Annotated in this window: 19 protein-coding genes and 1 CRISPR repeat array (1 of these 20 running past the window's edge); of the genes, 3 read left to right on the top strand and 16 right to left on the bottom strand. The window is 24.3% G+C overall.

The features are described from left to right. A CRISPR array of direct repeats spans positions 1-1,618; the repeat unit is 30 nt; unit sequence ATTTCAATACATTATATGTTTTAGTTCAAG (it extends 1,291 nt beyond the left edge of the window). A gap of 163 nt (positions 1,619-1,781) precedes the next feature. The 15 genes from cas2 to ACNSOS_RS03010 are packed head-to-tail and all read right to left on the bottom strand — an operon-like array spanning position 1,782 to position 14,916. Beyond that, positions 1,782-2,093: a CRISPR-associated endonuclease Cas2 gene (gene cas2, locus ACNSOS_RS03080; RefSeq protein WP_418185906.1), complete on the bottom strand. Its 312-nt coding sequence runs from the start codon at positions 2,091-2,093 to the stop codon at positions 1,782-1,784. Then, on the bottom strand, positions 2,090-3,094 hold the full coding sequence (cas1b, locus tag ACNSOS_RS03075; RefSeq protein WP_418185905.1) for a type I-B CRISPR-associated endonuclease Cas1b: 1,005 nt from the start codon (positions 3,092-3,094) through the stop codon (positions 2,090-2,092). The genes cas2 and cas1b overlap by 4 nt, the downstream gene beginning before the upstream one ends. A 2-nt stretch (positions 3,095-3,096) precedes the next feature. Further along, positions 3,097-3,435 carry a type II toxin-antitoxin system PemK/MazF family toxin gene (locus ACNSOS_RS03070; RefSeq protein WP_418185904.1) on the bottom strand — a complete coding sequence of 113 codons (339 nt, stop codon included), beginning with the start codon at positions 3,433-3,435 and terminating at the stop codon, positions 3,097-3,099. After that, positions 3,419-3,670 (bottom strand): hypothetical protein, encoded by a 252-nt coding sequence (locus ACNSOS_RS03065; RefSeq protein ID WP_418185903.1) that lies wholly within the window; start codon positions 3,668-3,670, stop codon positions 3,419-3,421. Before ACNSOS_RS03065 ends, ACNSOS_RS03070 begins: the two co-directional genes overlap by 17 nt. A gap of 58 nt (positions 3,671-3,728) precedes the next feature. Next, the gene (cas4, locus tag ACNSOS_RS03060; RefSeq protein ID WP_418185902.1) at positions 3,729-4,223 is read right to left on the bottom strand and encodes a CRISPR-associated protein Cas4; all 495 of its coding nucleotides are present in this window, start codon (positions 4,221-4,223) and stop codon (positions 3,729-3,731) included. Next, positions 4,220-5,491: an ATP-binding protein gene (locus ACNSOS_RS03055; RefSeq protein ID WP_418185901.1), complete on the bottom strand. Its 1,272-nt coding sequence runs from the start codon at positions 5,489-5,491 to the stop codon at positions 4,220-4,222. Before ACNSOS_RS03055 ends, cas4 begins: the two co-directional genes overlap by 4 nt. Positions 5,492-5,550: 59 nt before the next feature. Next, positions 5,551-7,980 carry a CRISPR-associated helicase Cas3' gene (cas3, locus tag ACNSOS_RS03050; RefSeq protein ID WP_418185900.1) on the bottom strand — a complete coding sequence of 810 codons (2,430 nt, stop codon included), beginning with the start codon at positions 7,978-7,980 and terminating at the stop codon, positions 5,551-5,553. Then, positions 7,967-8,752: a type I-B CRISPR-associated protein Cas5b gene (cas5b, locus tag ACNSOS_RS03045; RefSeq protein ID WP_418185899.1), complete on the bottom strand. Its 786-nt coding sequence runs from the start codon at positions 8,750-8,752 to the stop codon at positions 7,967-7,969. The genes cas3 and cas5b overlap by 14 nt, the downstream gene beginning before the upstream one ends. Then, the gene (locus tag ACNSOS_RS03040) at positions 8,753-9,646 is read right to left on the bottom strand and encodes a type I CRISPR-associated protein Cas7 (RefSeq protein WP_418185898.1); all 894 of its coding nucleotides are present in this window, start codon (positions 9,644-9,646) and stop codon (positions 8,753-8,755) included. It lies immediately after the preceding gene. A 12-nt stretch (positions 9,647-9,658) separates the two neighbouring features. Beyond that, positions 9,659-10,384, bottom strand: a complete 726-nt coding sequence (locus tag ACNSOS_RS03035; protein WP_418185897.1) for a hypothetical protein — start codon at positions 10,382-10,384, stop codon at positions 9,659-9,661. 2 nt (positions 10,385-10,386) lie between these two features. Further along, positions 10,387-11,916 carry an AAA family ATPase gene (locus ACNSOS_RS03030; protein WP_418185896.1) on the bottom strand — a complete coding sequence of 510 codons (1,530 nt, stop codon included), beginning with the start codon at positions 11,914-11,916 and terminating at the stop codon, positions 10,387-10,389. Between the two features lie 2 nt (positions 11,917-11,918). After that, on the bottom strand, positions 11,919-13,349 hold the full coding sequence (locus ACNSOS_RS03025; RefSeq protein WP_418185895.1) for a hypothetical protein: 1,431 nt from the start codon (positions 13,347-13,349) through the stop codon (positions 11,919-11,921). Between the two features lie 22 nt (positions 13,350-13,371). Continuing rightward, on the bottom strand, positions 13,372-13,611 hold the full coding sequence (locus ACNSOS_RS03020) for a hypothetical protein (protein ID WP_418185894.1): 240 nt from the start codon (positions 13,609-13,611) through the stop codon (positions 13,372-13,374). Then, positions 13,608-14,126: a hypothetical protein gene (locus ACNSOS_RS03015; protein ID WP_418185893.1), complete on the bottom strand. Its 519-nt coding sequence runs from the start codon at positions 14,124-14,126 to the stop codon at positions 13,608-13,610. The genes ACNSOS_RS03020 and ACNSOS_RS03015 overlap by 4 nt, the downstream gene beginning before the upstream one ends. A 34-nt stretch (positions 14,127-14,160) precedes the next feature. Next, the gene (locus ACNSOS_RS03010; RefSeq protein ID WP_418185892.1) at positions 14,161-14,916 is read right to left on the bottom strand and encodes a CRISPR-associated endoribonuclease Cas6; all 756 of its coding nucleotides are present in this window, start codon (positions 14,914-14,916) and stop codon (positions 14,161-14,163) included. A 211-nt stretch (positions 14,917-15,127) separates the two neighbouring features. On the opposite strand from ACNSOS_RS03010, the gene ACNSOS_RS03005 reads away from it, so the two are divergent. After that, positions 15,128-15,328, top strand: coding sequence for a hypothetical protein (locus ACNSOS_RS03005; protein ID WP_418185891.1), 201 nt, complete (start codon positions 15,128-15,130; stop codon positions 15,326-15,328). A 233-nt stretch (positions 15,329-15,561) separates the two neighbouring features. After that, a complete protein-coding gene (locus tag ACNSOS_RS03000) occupies positions 15,562-17,463 on the top strand; it encodes a TonB-dependent receptor (protein ID WP_418185890.1) in 1,902 nt (633 codons plus the stop codon). A gap of 232 nt (positions 17,464-17,695) precedes the next feature. Here the strand turns inward: ACNSOS_RS03000 and ACNSOS_RS02995 are convergent, their stop codons facing one another. Further along, positions 17,696-17,977, bottom strand: a complete 282-nt coding sequence (locus tag ACNSOS_RS02995) for a hypothetical protein (protein ID WP_418185889.1) — start codon at positions 17,975-17,977, stop codon at positions 17,696-17,698. 139 nt (positions 17,978-18,116) lie between these two features. Between ACNSOS_RS02995 and ACNSOS_RS02990 the strand changes: the two genes are divergently transcribed. After that, positions 18,117-18,905: a hypothetical protein gene (locus tag ACNSOS_RS02990; protein ID WP_418185888.1), complete on the top strand. Its 789-nt coding sequence runs from the start codon at positions 18,117-18,119 to the stop codon at positions 18,903-18,905. The last annotated feature ends 70 nt before the right edge of the window (positions 18,906-18,975 follow it).

Here is an 18,975-nt window from a genome sequence, read left to right as displayed (position 1 = left end):
AGTATCTCCTATGATTGATTTCAATACATTATATGTTTTAGTTCAAGAAATGCGAAAAAACTAAACCTAATGAACCTAATCCATTTCAATACATTATATGTTTTAGTTCAAGTTATACCAAACTTTTGCTTGTACAAAAGGTGGATAATTTCAATACATTATATGTTTTAGTTCAAGTATATTGTTTTGTTTAATTTCTTTATTTTTCATAATATTTCAATACATTATATGTTTTAGTTCAAGGAGATGCTAAACTAATAAAAATGGCACGAATTATATTTCAATACATTATATGTTTTAGTTCAAGAAATGCGAAAAAACTAAACCTAATGAACCTAATCCATTTCAATACATTATATGTTTTAGTTCAAGAAATGCGAAAAAACTAAACCTAATGAACCTAATCCATTTCAATACATTATATGTTTTAGTTCAAGAAAACTGATATTGAAAATGTAGAACTAACATTAACATTTCAATACATTATATGTTTTAGTTCAAGGTTGGTGCTTATGATAGTATTGATTGTTTTGATACTAATTTCAATACATTATATGTTTTAGTTCAAGTTCAATGCTAAAGTTCAACCTTATAAGCTAAGAATATTTCAATACATTATATGTTTTAGTTCAAGAGCTCAAACACATCTACAATGTTTAGATGAATCAGTATTTCAATACATTATATGTTTTAGTTCAAGCATAATGACATTATCTACTATTCTTAATAAAATATTATTTCAATACATTATATGTTTTAGTTCAAGTCTTGTGCTACAAAAACAAAATCAAGACTAGAAACGAATTTCAATACATTATATGTTTTAGTTCAAGATTTAAACTCGTTAATTCATTTGTAAAATATTTTATTTCAATACATTATATGTTTTAGTTCAAGTTGCACTCTTCCAACCGTTTGAATAATATCAATCTCATTTCAATACATTATATGTTTTAGTTCAAGTTGCACTCTTCCAACCGTTTGAATAATATCAATCTCATTTCAATACATTATATGTTTTAGTTCAAGTAAATATGCTAGAGAACAGTATCTAAAATTTCATATATTTCAATACATTATATGTTTTAGTTCAAGGCAGGGATTAAAAGAAGTTAGCTTTATTGTTTTTGAATTTCAATACATTATATGTTTTAGTTCAAGGTGTAGAGATTTTCAATATGAAATAGGCAAAACTTTATTTCAATACATTATATGTTTTAGTTCAAGCAAACGGTGGAAGAGATATTTTAGATTATATCGTATATTTCAATACATTATATGTTTTAGTTCAAGAGTCTGCGTTGGTCAAGGTTGCAAAGATATAAACACATTTCAATACATTATATGTTTTAGTTCAAGACAGCACCACCAGCGATAGCAAGATTTGCAATAACATTTCAATACATTATATGTTTTAGTTCAAGTTGTAAGGGTTGGTCAGATGTTAGAAAAATTGGTGAATTTCAATACATTATATGTTTTAGTTCAAGCGGAAGATTATGAGATTACTGTAAGCGAATATGAATTTCAATACATTATATGTTTTAGTTCAAGCCAATATTTCATCTAATTTTGAAGATAGTAAATTATTTCAATACATTATATGTTTTAGTTCAAGTAAGGCAAAATCGACATCTTAAAATATCGAATTGCCTAAAAATAGCTCTCAAAACTATTTTTTCCAATCAAAAGTATAATTAACAATAAATTGTAAAATAACTTTTGTACAAGCTGTATTTTAGCACTTTTACCATTAAATTAAACTCTTATAAGTTGGAAAATCATATAAAGATTGATTCAACTTCTTTTTTATCATTTCCTATGATTTTTTCAGCAAAACTTCCACTATTTTGTACCTTAATTATAGAGATGAAATCCAAATCTTTATCTATAACTTTTTTTAGTTCAGTTTCAAGTTTTAGTTGATTTGCAGGAGTAATATTTCCTCTAAAAATAGATTTTTGGTGATGTTTAAGATATTTTTTACAGATTTTAAAAACTTTTGCAACTCTATATTTTCCAACTTCACTAAACTCATCAGCAATATCATAAAATAAAAAAGCGTAGTTATAATTGAACTTATCTTTACTCACATTTTATCCTTCAATCTAAAAGGTACAAACTCTCGACTTTCAACAATATATTTTATAAGTTTATATCCTTCAAGTTTTAAGCAGTGTTTATAACTAACCTTTCTTTTGAGTTTTGGATGGATAAAAGTCTCATTTAGTCTTGTTTCAAAAGCATCAATAAATATTTTCTTGCCATCTTCATTGAGTAGTGCATAGTTTAAACTTTTATCAAAATGCTTTTCAACTTGCAATTTTTTTCTCCCAACCAAATCAAAGATAGTTTTAAACACAATAACAGGTTTAAAAGCTTCACTTATATCCAAACATAAGCTAAATCTTCCTTCTTGTGGGCTATGTAAAAAACTTATGGCTTGATTTAAGTGAGTTGTATAAATTGCACTTATTGTTTTTGTATAAAGTAGGGTGTTTCCAAAACTTACAAGTGCATTCATAGGGTTATCTGGTGGTCTTTTTACTCTTTTATTCATCAAAAAATCTTCAGGCAAAAAGTGTTTAAAACTATCATAAAATCTACTCCAAATTTGCCCTTCAATAAACATAATCTGCTCAATTGTTATCTCTTTTTCCAAAAATTTTTTTGGTTCAGTTTTAAGCCAATCAAGAGTTGGTTTTAAATCTTTTTTATCATGTCTATAATAGTGATATAAAGTTTCATAGATATTATCTGCAATTGCTTGAACGATTGATTTTGCAATATTTAGTCTGTTTTCTATATAACAAACAGCCTGTTTTATACTCAAATCTCCACTTATTAGCTGTTCTTTGGGATAAAAAGTCCCACTATAATTTCCATGATAATTAAACAGATGCAAAGTAATCCCAGCTTTGCTTATAAAATCCAAAAATTTTGTATTAAAACTCACTTCATTCATACAATAAACTTCTCTAGTATCTTGTACAGGAATATAAAAATTGCCTTTTTCATTTCTAAAAGCTATTGAATTATCTTTACGTTTAAGTTCACCCATGCTAAAAATATATCGTGTATGATTTTTTGCCACTATTATCTCAATACTTCACATAGTGATTCTTGTATAATTTCTAACTCTTTTATAGTTAATTTTGCAATTTTTTCTTTAATTCTTGATTTACTTAAAGCCCTTATTTCATAAATACAAGCATCGCTATCTTTTTTAAGTTTCTCTCTTTTTTTTATCAAATATCTGTATGGTAAAGCATCTTGTTCTATAACTGTTGAAAGTGGTATGACTATTACTGTACTTAAAATTTCTATGTCTTCTTTTGAACTTAAGATGATTGCAGGGCGAAGTTTACCTATTTCTCCACCTTTTGCAGGATTAAAATTGATAAGACAAATATCCCCTTTATCTAAGTCCATCATCTTCACTTCCTTCTTCTATTGGATCACTTTTTTGAGCTTTTGCTATCCTTTTTAAAAGTCTATTTTTTTTATCTTTTTCAATTTTTTGTATGAACTCTTCAAACTCTTTTTGGAAATATTTTGGTACAAAATATCCAATTTCTTCTTTTTTTCGTCCATCAAAAATATGCAAAATCTCTTTTGTATTAAAAAAGTTTGTAGAGTTTCTTAAATTTGCTAATGTTGTATTAATCATACATATCCTTTTTACATATTAAAATGATAAATAATTCTAACATTTTATATTTTACTTGTCAAATAAAACAATACTCAAAATAAGCACATTTTTTACACTTATTCTCAAACTTTGCTTTTGGTGGAATTGCTTGATTTATAAGCATTTCAATACTGCTTAAAACTTCTAAAAGCTCTTTTTCATTTATCTCATCAAGTTCTATGAATTCTACTTTTTTATCACCTCTTTTCTCTATATACTCAATTTTTCCTTTTTTCTCTACACCTTTTTGCTTTAATTTATAAAGATAAAGTAAAACTTGCCATTTTACAGCTTCTGGGTCAGAATCTGATTTTTTAACTTCAACTAAATAATCTCGCGTGATTTTATCTATTTTTATATTGTCGATGTTTATTTCACTTTGTTTATTTTTTTCTTCATTTAGTTCATGTAAAACTTTTCCTATTCGAACATCTTCGCTATTGTCTTCAAGGTTTAGGCGATTTGCGTGGAGCCAACATTGTGTTTGACAGTGAAAATAATAGTTTATTAAAGTTCCTGTTATATTTTTCATAAATTATTATCTAATATAAAATTATCAAAACTTATGATTTGAATATCTTCATTAGTTTCATTGTAGTCATAAGTAATTAAAATTTTTTGTGAGTTTTTTAGTGAATCAAAATGCTTAAAAGCATTTAATTCTCTTTTTCTTGTAGTTTCATCACTAATATTAAAAGATACTTGATACATAGAATTCTTACTAAAAAAATCTATTTCATATTTGTCTTTTACATATGTAATATTTTCATCGTGTTCATAAAGATAATTAAATACTAAATTCTCAAGATTTATTCCAAAATTTCTATTTTGTGAGATTGAAAGATTTAAAAAACCATTGTCATTGATATATATTTTTTTTGCTGATTTTATCTGTTCACTTAACTTATTGTGATAATTTGATATTTTAGTAATCAAAAAATTATCTTCAAAATAGTTTATGTACTCTTTGACAGTTTTTGCATCAATTCCTAGCTTAGTAGATAAAGTTGAATAATTTACTATGTTTGTAGCATTTGAAACGATATAAAAAAACATATCTCTTATTTGAGAAGAATTTTTTATATTGTATCTTGGAACAATATCTTTTAATATTATATCTTCAGCAATATTCTTTAAAATCTCTTTTTTTATCTCTTCATTTGAATTTGAAATAACACTAAAGTATCCACCCCATTTTATATATTCATCAAAAGCTCTTTTTATATCAATTTTATTTTTTACTCTTAAAAGTTTTGAAGAAATATCTATATTTTTATATTGTAAAAATTCTTTGAAACTAAAACTATTTAATTTAAGCTTGATAACTCGACCTGTTAAAACTGTTGCATAATTTGATGTAAGAAGTGAAGAGTTTGAACCTGTGATAATAAACTTTATATTGCTATTTTCATATTTTGATTTGATAAAAACTTCCCAATTTGAAAAAATTTGAATTTCATCTATGAAAAAGTATATTTTTTCTTGTAAATTTGGATTGGCTAGTTTTATATACTCATCAAAAATCTTTTGTAAATAAGAAGCATCTTCTTTGAATGGTATAAATTCTGGTTTTTCAAGATTAATAAAAAAAATATTTTTAGAATTTACCTCTTTTAATAACTCTCTTATCATAAGCTTTGATAAAGTACTTTTTCCTACTCTTCTTGCACCAATTATTGCTAGAATTTCTTTTGTATGTAAAAACTCTAAAGCTTTTGATAATATATTTCGCTCAATGTAGCTATCATAACAAGAGCTATCAAACCAATGTTTATTGTCTTCTAAAAGAATTGATTCCATATTTTATAACCTTTATTAGGAATGTATTCTGTATTATAACTTATTTTTATTGATTATATTCATAGAAATAAACTTTTTTTATCATTGTTAAATTTTTCTCTATCAAATTTACATTCACTCGTAATATATTCTAAATTATCTATAAAATAATACCCATACATTTCTTCACCAATATGCGGTCTTTGCCCATCATAATATTTAAAAATATTAAAAGTAAAAAATTGCATAAGAGAATTTATTTTTGATTTTTCTATTTCTCTTTTTGTAAAACTTTCAATTTTATTTAAAGCTATAAATTCATCCCAAACTTTTTGACCATCAAGTTTCCCATCTGTTAAAAATATTTCATCTAAACCAATAAACTCTTTCACATCTTTATAGATTGATAAATTGATTTGAAATGGAAAATAAAGTGTAAATTGTGAAGACTTGATCAATTTCATATTATCTTGAATTTTTTTATAGTTTAAATATTTTACATCTTTTTCAAACCTCCCATAATTTGTTAAATACCCATCTTCATATTTTAATCCCTTATCTTTTATAAGAGTTAAAACATTTTCATAATACTTTGCAAAATTTTTATTTAAAAGTATCTCTTGATAATTTTTTATTCGTAAATCAAATTCTAATCTATTATCATTTTTATAAATTTTATTTGCATCATCCATATAAAAAAAATAAACAGTAGGATTTATTTCACTTTTTAAACAACTCCTATTTATTCTCCCCAAAAACTGTTCTTCGCTATCTAAAGTAGAAATATCTTTAAAACCTAAATCCATATCAATATCAATGCCAGCTTCTATTACTTGAGTTGCAACTATTACAATTTCTTCATTATTTTTTGTTTTATTAATTACATATTCTCTAAAAGCTTTATTATCATCTCCACTCAACTCATATAAATTTTTAACTTTTTTTTCTTTTAGAAATTGATAAAATTTTCTTGCTGTATCTTTTTTAATAAATTCAAATAACACTTTTTTATATTTTTTATTTTCTTCTTTAAAAATATCATATAATTTTTCAAAAGTGATTTTATTATCTAAATCAAGATATTTTATACTGACTCTATCTTTAAAATATTTATTTCCAAATATTTCATCTCTTTTTTCATCAGGAATCAATGAAACAAAATTGTCTTTTTTTTCAAGAAAGAAATCTAGTTTTGGTAAAGTTGCAGACATTATTATAATTTTCATATTAAGAAGTGATGCATATTTTTCAAAAAATTGAGTCATATACCACCAAAGATTATTATTATAACTTTGTATTTCATCGATAATTATTACACTATTTGCCAATTGCCATAATGGAAAATTTTCATCTTTTGTTGTTCCAAATAATATATCAAAAAATTTTATATGTGTTGTAAAAATAATTTGTTCATTAAAAAAAAGTCTATTTAAATAAGATTTATCATAATTTGTTTCTTCTTTTTCATTTTCATCATCATTTATCTCTTTTATAGGTGTTACAGAATTTATAACTTCCATATTAAATTTATCTTTAAAAATATTTTCAAATACTTTTTTTGTTTGCTCAACCAAAGTATTAAAGGGAAATATATAAAAAATCTTATTTAAATTTTCATTTGTATTAAGAAGTTTTGATGCAAGTGATATGGAAGTTAATGTTTTACCACTTCCAGTTGGTGCTTCAAGATAAAATATACTTTTATTGATATTTTTTGATAACTCTTCTACAGCAGTTTTTGATATTTCATTTCGTAATTTATTAATCCCTTTTGGTTCGCCAAATGATTTCATAAAATTAGAATATAAACTTTCAAATAATAACTTATCTTTTTTCTGAAAAATCCCAAAATTATCAAAAGTTTTATCGGTCATATATGCAGTTGTTGCGAAATAATCACTTGAAATAACTAATGAAAAAAGAAGTTTATTTAAAATAAAAAAATCAAAATCATCTTTTGTAACATAGTCATCTATATTTTTTAAAATACTTGTAAAATCATTATGTTTTTTTTTGTTCTCTTTTTTGTCTTTTGGGTAATCATTCATATTATCAAGTTTTCCATGATGTTTACTAATATGATAAGAAAAAGTGTAAAGAATAAAATTTAATCTATAAAAATCTACATCATTTTTTATTTCTTTATTAAAACGATTATTATAATACGCTATAAATTCCAAAGCACCTATATGAGAATGTTTACTATCTCCCTCATCTTCACAACTACCAAATAAAGGATTTTTCATTTTAACTTTTTGAAAAATTGGATTCTTTTTACCTAAATCGTGTAAATAAATGGTGTTTATAAACATCTCTTTTATTAATTCAAAATTCTTTGAATCAATCTTTTTTATAAGTGAATCAATAACAAAATTTAAATTCTTACTCTCTATAATTTTTTTATAATATTCAAGTGTTAAATCTAAATGCTCTATTAATGTTTCTGGTTCTTTATCTATACAAGTATGAGCAAAATATCTTTCATCAATTCCAAAATCAGATAAAAGCATAATTTTTCTCATTAACTGAATAAATATTTAGATAATCTCCCTCAATAATACTATGATTTGTAAAAATTAAATTTTCAAATTCATAAAAGTGATATTGTTTATTTAATCTAATTGGAGCAATCTCTTTAAAAAAGCAAGAGTTCTCAGCTCGAGGTTTTATCTTTGAGAGTTTTAAATCTTTTTCCATAAAAATAGAATATATCCTATCTTCTAATATTGGACTTTCTAATTCAATACTTTTAACTTCTTTAATATCAGCAAAATGGTCATTTTTCCCTAAATAAGGAATAAAAACTGCTTTACCATTCTCTAAATATTCTTTGATTTTCTCATACTCACTACTTCCATCATCAAGAATCATAATTTGCCAAATAGGATTTTCAAGCCATTGTTCACGAACTTGTAAGTTATATGAACTGATTCTTTCTTCTGGTTTTGCTCCAAATGCATTTGCATATCCCACTCCATTGTTAAAATTCTGAATCTTTTTACTAAAATATCCATTTGGTACTAATGGAATAATAGAAATTTTTAAATGCTGTAATTTCTCATAAAATTCAGGAAAGCCACTATTTAATGACTTTTTATCTTTTTTATTTCTAATATTCTCATCATTTAATTGAGTATATCCACCTAAGCCTATAATAGCACCAAATAATCCTAAAAGTGCAGGTTTATGAATATTGTTATAAGTAAAATATGCAAATTGATTAACATCAGGTTTCCTAAAACAAGCGGTTTTACCACTTAGTATGAAACTTATTGCTTTCATTTATTGTATATTCTCTTTTGTAAAAATATTAAATTTATCATATTTTGAAGAAACACTTAATTTAAATTGATTAAAATATATTTCCACTTTTGTAACTTTATTTTCTATCATTTTTTCAATTTGAGATAAATCAATCTCTCTTTTTTGACTATCAAACTCTAAATAATTACTTAAATCAGGGAAATAACACTCTTCATCTTTACACTCAATAAACAATGCAAACTCATTTTCACAACCAAATTTACTATTTGTATTAAATGCAGTTGCACTTGTAAGAGCAACTTTTTTAAACTCTTCATAATCATTTTTTGTATATCCATCAAAACCTTTTAACAAAAGTTTATATTCATCATAAGCTTTTGGATTAATACAAAAACCATAAAAATAGTGAGCTTCATCAACTGTGATTTTTGTTCCAAGAGTTGATTGCTTTGCATCATCTTTTGTTGAATCGGCGAAAGGAGATAATATATCCTGAATCTCTACATTTGTATCATCAAATTTATTAAAACCTTGTCCAAATTGAACAGCACCAGTTATAGAAATATTTTGTTTTTTTTCAGCAAAAGTTGCACCAAAATTTTTCACATCAATACAATTAAAAAGATTTATCATCACATCATTTGTCATATCTTTTTCATCTAATTTTGAAAAAAGTTTTTCATATCTTTCAGCTAATTGATTCGGAATAATTGCACCTTTTGATTCTTTAAAACTTTTAACATATAAAACTTTTTTTCCTTCATTTTCCCACATTTTTTTCATAGGATATTTTAAAGCTTTATCACTTCCATATATTTCACCATTACTTGTAGATTTTGGACGACCTGTAAAATCTGCATTCCAATTTGCCATTTTAGCTTTTATTCCTATTATTCCGTAAACTCTGTTCATTTGTTTGTCTCCTTAAATGTGTTTTTTTAATTCATAGATTGCTACTTGGCAAAATTCTTTATAACAACCATCATTATGTTGCCATTTATCTAATTCAATATTTGCTTTAGTTTTATCAAAACTTGATTTATTTAAACCACTTCTACTTAATATAGATTTAATACTTTTAATTATTTTTCCTCTTTCTTCTATTAATCTATTAGTATTTAAATTTAAAACTTTATTTAAATCAAATCTTATTTCTTTTTCTTCTTGTATTTCACTAGATTTATCAATAATATCCTCTAACTCTTTATAATAAATCACTCCACTTTGCGAAAATTTTATATTTTCCATTTGAACTTTACTTAAAGGATTAACATAAAGTTTAGCCCTTTTTGATTGATATTTTGCTCTGCTTTTATCACAATGAAGTTCTTTACAGGAATTACCTAAGCATACAGCCAACATATTATCATAGTTTGTATCTTCTTTTTTGCCTATTTCTAAATCTTCTTCATCCTTGAAACTTTGTCCAATTATATGTTCAATTGTAGAGTTTTTTTCATCAATTTTTTGCATACAATATGCACAAATATATCCTTGTTCTTTAAGCAAATCTTTTAGAACTATATTTTTAGTACAAATTCCATTTTCATCGTTTGAGCACACATCACTTGTGTATGACCCATTATTTTTATGAATTCCAATTAATCTTTTATAACCTTTACCCTTATGTTTTTTAGTTATTAATCTCATAGCTATTCACCAAAAGTCATACTTATTAACATCTTAGCCTCAAGGATAATACTATCATTTTCTCCATAATCTTCTTTTAATTCATCAAAAAGTTTTTTAGATAATTCATAGTTTTTTTCATCTTCAATAGCATAAAAAAGCCTATCAATTTTTTTCCTAAATTCATCATGTCTATATAAAACTTCTCCCATAACATCAAAAAGTACAGAATTTATATCTCTTCCATGAGCTTTTAAATTATTTAAAATTTTTATTTCATTTGTTATTTTATCTTTTTTTAATACTCTAATATATTCATTTTTTGCACTTCCTATAATATGTGGAGAATGTGTAGCTAAAATTATTTGACAATTATACTCCTTAGCAAATCGTTCATATATACTTAAAACTTTATTCTGCCAACTTGGATGAAGAGAAAGTTCTGGTTCATCTATTAAAATAATTTGATTTTTAATATCTTTAAAATATAAATTCAAAACTTTTGAAAGAAGTGTTTTTTCACCAGTAGAAAGTCTTTCTATCCGAAATATTAGTCCTGAAGAATTTTTAAACTGAACAACTTCTTCTTTTGAAATATCATCTACATCCTCAAGAAAGAAGTTTATTTCTAAGCCATCAAAAATTTTATTTATAAAAATTTTTAGATTATTAACTGTTTCAGAATATGAATCTATTTCTCTAGATTCTCTTCTATAGAATTCTAAAATATTTTGTTTTATATCTTTTACCACATTATCTTCATAAACTTTAATGTATAAAATTTTTTTATCTAAATCCTCTAAATATAATTCATCTTCATTATATGATATTCCTGCACTTCCTTTTATTTCAACTATTCTTTTTAAATAATCATCTATCTCCTTTCTCTTCTTTTTAGCTTCATTATTTAAGAATTTTATTTTATTATTCTCTTCAAGTTCAATAAAATCTTTATTATTTGCATAAAATGCTCCTATATTTAATAAGTGATTTTTTTGGATATATTCTAATAGTGTAGTTTTGCCACTTCCATTAATTCCTACAAGTACAATTATATTTAAAGGTTTATCTTCTTTATCAATAAAATCAATTTCAAGATTTTTTATCATTCCATTATTATAATCATCAATATACAACTTTCTAAGTTTTACACCATTAATCAATATTTCTTTACCTTGAACATACCACTTTTGTATATAATTATATGCAAGAATACTATTTGGATTTATTGCTTGAAGCTCTTGAGTCATACTGCCTAATGGATATTTATCCATTGTAGTAGTTGCCCAATCTATAATTTTAACTTTACACTGATATGAGTTTGTAAATTCTATATTTTTTAATAGTTCTGATATTTGAACTAATACTATAGGTCTATCTTTATTTTTAATTAAAATCAAATCATTTACTTTCACATTCTCTCTAAACTTATTTATTATCTGTTTATTCTCTTCAATATCCGCAAAGTCTATTAAAGAATTTTCTTCTAATATTCTTTTTAATCTACCTCTTAAATGAGCTTTAGATGAAAGTTGCATATGCCAATAAGTCATATTTATTCCTCATTTTTTATATAAAAAATATTTTGAGATAGTACTCCTACCAAAAAAATATCCATATTTTGTGAAAGTTTTTCAATATTTTCATAAGCCATTATGATACTCATTGCATTGTTAAACTTCACATGATTTAAAGAAATTTTATGTTTATATTTAAAAAAAGTCAATTCTATATCTTGCTTTAGTTTTTTAGAATTATTTGCTCTTAAAAAAGGTTCTAACATATCAGCTGTTTTTTTCTCTTTTTCACTTTGAGATAATAAATATTTTACCACTTGCCCACAAAGATAAAAAAACTCTTCTGAATTTAGCTCTTTATAGTCATTTGTTTCCAGTTTCTCTATGATATTTTTTTGCATTGCCTTAATATCCATAATCTCTTTCTCCTCTTTTTTTAAATAATAATTTTTAAGCGATAAATATAAATTCATACATTTTTTTGCACCAAGTTCTCGATTGTGTCGTATATGTTCTAAAACAAAATCTAAACCGTATTTGAAAATAATAGTTTTAAATGCTCTATCATCATACTTTTTAAAATAGTTTATCATAGCTTCTCGTGTAAGATAAATCAGATTTGCAAATGATTTATCAAGTTTGTTATAAACTTCTCCATAATAATTATTCATAAGTTGATGATTAAAAATAATTTCATCAATCATAATTTCTAATTGTCCCAAAGAATCAATAGTATCATTTTCTATAATATTCTTATTTTCAAATACACTTAAATAATTTTTATAATAAATAGAATCATCAAATTTATCTATTTTTACAGGAATATAATCATATTCCGTAATCAAATTTTTTTCTTTAAAATCTCTATTTATAAAAAATTCTTCACCCAGAGGCTTTTTATTTTGATATTTTTGATATTTCAACCAATCAAAAAACTTTTTTGTCATAATCGCTTCATCTTTTTTTATCAAAAAAGGAGCTTCTTTTTTTCGTGATTTATGTTCTAAAAAAGGTTTTTTAGAATTTAATCCCATATTGGAATCGCTTAATCCAAAAGTAAATCCATTATCATCTAAACTATATTTTATATCATTAAATATTTTTAAAGAATAATATATTTCACTCTCTTTTTGATATTTATCAATATCTGCTTCAAAAAAAACTTTTATATAGTTTTTTACATCATTTTCTTGTGCTATTTGTACATACCTATCTATATTTTTTTCAATAAAATCTAAATGCTTCAAAATATTTTGTTTTCTATTTTCATCTTCAAATGTATGAGAAAATTCTTTTAGTACCTTTTTTTCTTCAGGTTTTGTATATTTTGAAAAATCAATAAAACCTTCAAAATGTTTTTGTATATTTTTTCTATCAATTAATTTCTTTTCATCTTTACTTATAAAACTTTCAACTTTTACAAAAAAAGAGAAATAATTTATACTATGAATTTTTTTATCAAAAAACATTTTATTGGCATTGAGCCACTCACTATAATAATCTTTTTTGAGTTAGGTCAAAATATTTATCTCTTCTTCGATTCTTATTTAAGTCAAGTAAACATAAATCTTTGTCAGCAATTTTTTTATCTGCTTTATATATAAAAAATTCTTCTTGATTATTATCTACAATTACATATAAACCATCTTTCAATAAATAGTTATCTAATATAATTTTATCTTTAGATTCAGCATAAAGCCTTTTAAAAACTTCTAAAATATCATAAATCATCCCCTATCCTCCCACAATTTATAACTCAAATCAATTATATCTTTTTTTCTGTAACGTTTCATAGAGTTTGGAAATCCCAAAAGCATATATTTTTCACTAAGTTTTTTAAAATCAATCTCCATTTTTTCCAAAATTTCAATTAAGTTTTGAAGTTGATTAGCAAATGGTAAGTTAAATATTCCAAGGTTTGTTGCTCCGTCTTCATCGTCATCATAAATTGAATTAAATGGATTTTGTTTTTTATTTGGGAAAAAATTATTATAAATATGATTAAGTAAATAAAGATTTGCATTTTCACCATAAAAAAACAACTCTTTTTTTGACAATTTAAGTATGACAGAATCATTATCTAAAAAATTTCGTACATATTCTTTAAATATTGCTCCTAAAAAATCACTATCTGATGGATCAAAATAAAACCCATTTTGTTCAATAACTAAAGTCATAATATTACTTAAATCTTTTTTATTAAAAATTCCTTCTGATTTCCAATGTGCTTCTTGAATCGTTATCATTTTTTAACCTTTGTAATAATTATACAATCTTTTATTATATACTTTTTACAATCAAAAACCCAGCACCATAGCTGATCTTTTCACCCAGTCCAACACCCAAGCTTAAAAATGCCAATTTTTGACTTACTTCATCTTCATTTGGAACTATTCTAAACTTATTACCTATAAGTGCCACTTTTTTTTGAATTTCATTTTTTGTGGTTTTAAAAAAAATATATTGTGGTTTATGATTTTTTATTTCAAGTAACTGGATAAAATTTTGAGTTGGAATTAGTTTTTCACCAAAAAACTCTTCATATTTTTTGAGTAGATTATCTTGGAGTTGATTTTGAAGTTCTATTATATCTCCACTTTTTTCCAAAGTCCAAAAAAGTTGTCTATCTTGTAAATCCTTTTTTTTAATAGACATTACAACAGGAGTTGCACTATAAAGTTCACTTATAAAATAATTTTTTATCTCTTTTTGTTTTATATCTACAATTTGTAAATATTGGTTGTCGATATTTGCTCGAAAAAGACTATATACATTCTTTGCAAACTCTTCATCAATAGTCCTAAAAGTAAAAGAGTAGTTGTTTCCTTTTTTATATATTTTATCTTTTTCAAGAGGCATAAATCCACCAAAACAAAAATTATTAAATATATTCTTATTATGCTTTTCTAAATACTCATCTTTTTTGCAAATTGAGAAGTTGATATATTTTGAAATCACATCAAAAGTATCTTCAAAAGATATATCTTTTTTTAAATATGTTATACATTTTAGTTCAAATATTTTACTTTTTTCCATTGTAAGTTATCCTTTTTAAATTTGAAAGTATTATATCATTTTGATTAAGAAAATCAAATTTAAAAATCAAAAAGATTCTTAAATTGTTACAAAAAGTAACTCAAACTAACGAATTTCAAAATTCTTTCTGTAAATTTGTCCATTTTTTTCATTTAAATCGTCTTACTATATAGAGAAACAAATTCTCAAAATTAATACAAAGGATTAGAAGATGAAAAACAAAGTTTTCATTTCAGTTTTAGCATCAATGATGTTAAGTGGAACAATGTTAAATGCAAAAGAGATAAGTTTGCAAGAAGCAGTAGAGAATATAGTAAAGAAATATAATGTAACATATATTTCAAAATCAAAAGATTTAAAGAATAAGATAGTTGATTCGCAAAAAGTGAATTTCGGGGGGGTACGGTATTAGACAGTTTAAATAGTGTATTAAACCCAAATGAATTAAAAGCAATACAAGAAGATGGTGTAATATATATAATAGAAAAACCAAAACAAACTTCAAAATCTAACACTACTATTTTAGAAGAAATCTCTGTTAATGATACGAATAACAATGGAAGTGCAGAATCTGGCTACCTTGTAGAATATGTAAAAACTCTTGGAGTTTGGGGAAATTTATCTCTTCAAGATACTCCATATTCGATGTCAATAATTCCACAAGACTTTATAGAAAATACAATCACAAATAATATGGGACAAGTTGCAAAACAAAATCCACTTTTAGAAAATAAAGATGGTATTTCAGAATCTGGAGAATTAAATACCAATATTAGAGGCTTTAGTGTTTTAACAGCTTTAATTGATGGAATACCACTTCCAAATTCTAGTTTTGGAACATCATTAAAAGAAGTAGAACGAGTGGAAGTTATATCTGGACTTAGTGGGTTTTTATATGGAAGTGGAAATGTAGGAGGAACTATAAACTATGCTTTAAAATACCCTACAAATAAACCATTTACAAAAGTAAGTATTGGAAATAATGGAGGTGAAAACTATTATTCAAGTATAGATACTTCTCAAAACATCACAGATAAATTAAGTGTTAGAGTAAATGCTTCATATCAAGATGGTGAAACAGCAATAGAAAATTATGAAGATGAAGAAAAACTACTTGGTGTATCTTTTACTTATAAACTAACAGATAATCTTGATTTAGGATTATATTACTCACATCTAGAATCAATAAAAGGCACTAAACCTATGTGGTTAATAACGGGTAAAATGCCAAATGCAAAAGATTTTGATACTTCAAAAGCTTATATTCCTGATTGGGCTAAAGTAGATACAAATTCAGATAAAGTAGAACTAAAAACAAATTATAATTTTAGTGATAATTTAAGACTAAGATCTGCTTATATTTATAAAGAAGCAGATAGAAAAAGAACTATATTTTATAATTATCTAAATACAAATACAGGTACTTTAGGAAGAACTTTATATTACTTTTATCCACAAACAACTAAAAATGATGGAGCTTATGCTTACTTAGATGGAGATTTTAATACAGGCTCTATTCAACACTCTTTAACTTTTGGTGGTTCTTTCGGAACTGAAAAAGCTTATAGTAGTGGTGGTTATAATACTCCTTGGGGTGCTTCTCTTGGTAGTAATAATTTGGCTGATTATAACAATTGGAACTACACAATCCCAAATGGTACACAATCAAAATCTTTAGACAGAAAGAATTTTAATACAAATGTAGTTTTAGGTGATAATATATCTTTCTCTGAACAATGGAGTGCTTTAGTTGGAGTAAATTATGCTTCAATGGAAAATAAAAATGGACAAGGAGTTACTCAATATGATAAATCAGAATTAACTCCAACTTTATCTTTAATATATAAACCAATAGAAGATTTAACAACTTATATTACTTATATGGAAAGTTTAGAACAAGGAACAGTGATTGATAATTCAGTAGATAGAAATGATGGAAAAACTTTTGACCCATTGAAAAGTAAACAGTATGAAATTGGAGCAAAATACTCTATAAATCAAGACTTATTACTTAGCACTGCAATATTTAGAATAGAAAAAGCAAATAATATGACTGAATATTTTGCTGATAGTGGAGATGGGAAAACACAAACAACAACTCAAGATGGACTGCAAGTAAACCAAGGAGTTGAAGTTTTAGTAACTGGAAAACCAACAGATAGTTTAACTTTGATGGGTGGAGTTACATACTTAAGTCCAAAAGTAGAAAAAACTGATGATAAAACACTTGAAGGGAAAGAATCAACAGGTATTGCGAAAGTTCAAGCAAAAATGTATGCAGAATATAGACTTCCAGTTTCTCCAAAAATCTTTTTAAATGGTGGAGTTTACTATACAGGAACTCAATGGAGAGATGGTGCAAATACAGAAAAACTTGATGCTTATACAACAGTTGATTTTGGTGCTAGATATGAAACAAAATTAGATGGATATGATACAACATTTAGAATCTATGCTTCAAATATAACTGATGAAAAATATTGGGTGACAAGAAACTACTTAGGTGACCCTAGAAGTGTTGCTTTTAATGTTACTTTGAAGTTTTAAAATATAAAGAGAGTTTGCTCTCTTTATAGATTTAATTATGGATTTTATTCAAAACTTATAATTAAGTTTATAACTTGTGTATAAACTTAACTTCATGGGTTTTATAGCATTTTATTTTGTGTGTATCGTTTCCTAATTCACACATATTATTAATTATGGTTAGTCTCGTTTTGCTATAAAGCCTTTGATTTTATCTTTTATCCTAGAATAAAATCACAATTTGCAATACTTTTTATCCAATATTTGTTTTATCAATTATATTTATAAATTCTTTTATTTCATTACCCAATAAATTAAATCTATTTAAATCTACTATAAAATATAAATATCCATTGTTTTCTACATTTTGATAACTAACAGTTGGGCTAACATTAGAATAAGGTTCTAAAGCTTTAATAATTCTATGAGCATAATTTAAAGCTGGTGTTTTTGTACCTTTTATAGCAACAATCCCATATGTTATAAAACTTTCTACAGCATCAAAAATATTGTTATTTTCTCCATAAGTTTTCATTTCCTATACCTTTATTTATTTGAAATATAATATCATTTATTTAATTAAATATAAAAATATTTCATATTGATATAATTATAGTTGCTATATATTTAGATTTGTAATATAATTATAAAAAATAAAATAAGGAAATAAAGTCATGGCAGAAATAAGTATTCCTATACCATTTATAGGTAAAATAATAGAATTTATTGATAAAAAATTATTTTTAAAATATTATCAATATTCTCATTCAAAATATATAGAGCATTTATATACTTCAAATTGGCACAATATTGATAAATTTGGTTTTTCTTATAAGATATGTCTTGAAAATATATATAAGAATGATGTAAATGATAATTCGTTTTTGATGATTAAAAATAATTCAACAAATAAACTTGAGAATTTAATAATAAAAATTGTTGCAAAATCAATATTTGGGAATTATATTCAACATATATACATAGATAGTTTATCACCTGAAGAAAAACCTAATATATTTATATTAAATCAAATACCTTTTCAAGAACTTGAATTTTATAAAGATTCTATAATTCCAAAATATAATTTAATATATATAGAAGTAGTTAGTATAAATCATAATAGTGTAAATCAAGAATTTGAAAAATTATACCCAATGTTTTCTTCGTTAATAAATGATAGATGGGATATAAAATGGGATATAAATTGGAACTTAAAATATATTGAAGAAGGGAAAGAAGATTTGAGAGAATATATATATTATAAAATATTGAATGGAGAGATTCTTTCCTCTTATAACTTAAGAAAGGAATCTTTTATAAAGACTATAAAATATAAAATTAATAAATTTTTAACATCTAAATATATAATTAGTAGTTTATTCTGGATATTAGTTTGGACAAATAAAATAGTTATAAATAAAAATGGATATTATCAATTAAAAAAATTGATAAAAGAATATTAAGGATAATGATGAAACATATTGATTTACTAATAAAAAATATAGAAAATTATGAATTAAGCTTTTTACAATT

This window comes from Aliarcobacter vitoriensis (genome assembly GCF_048320235.1).
Lineage (GTDB): Bacteria > Campylobacterota > Campylobacteria > Campylobacterales > Arcobacteraceae > Aliarcobacter > Aliarcobacter vitoriensis.
The sequence above is the reverse complement of the archived record's forward strand: the minus strand, read 5'-3'. Positions and strand labels throughout refer to the sequence as shown.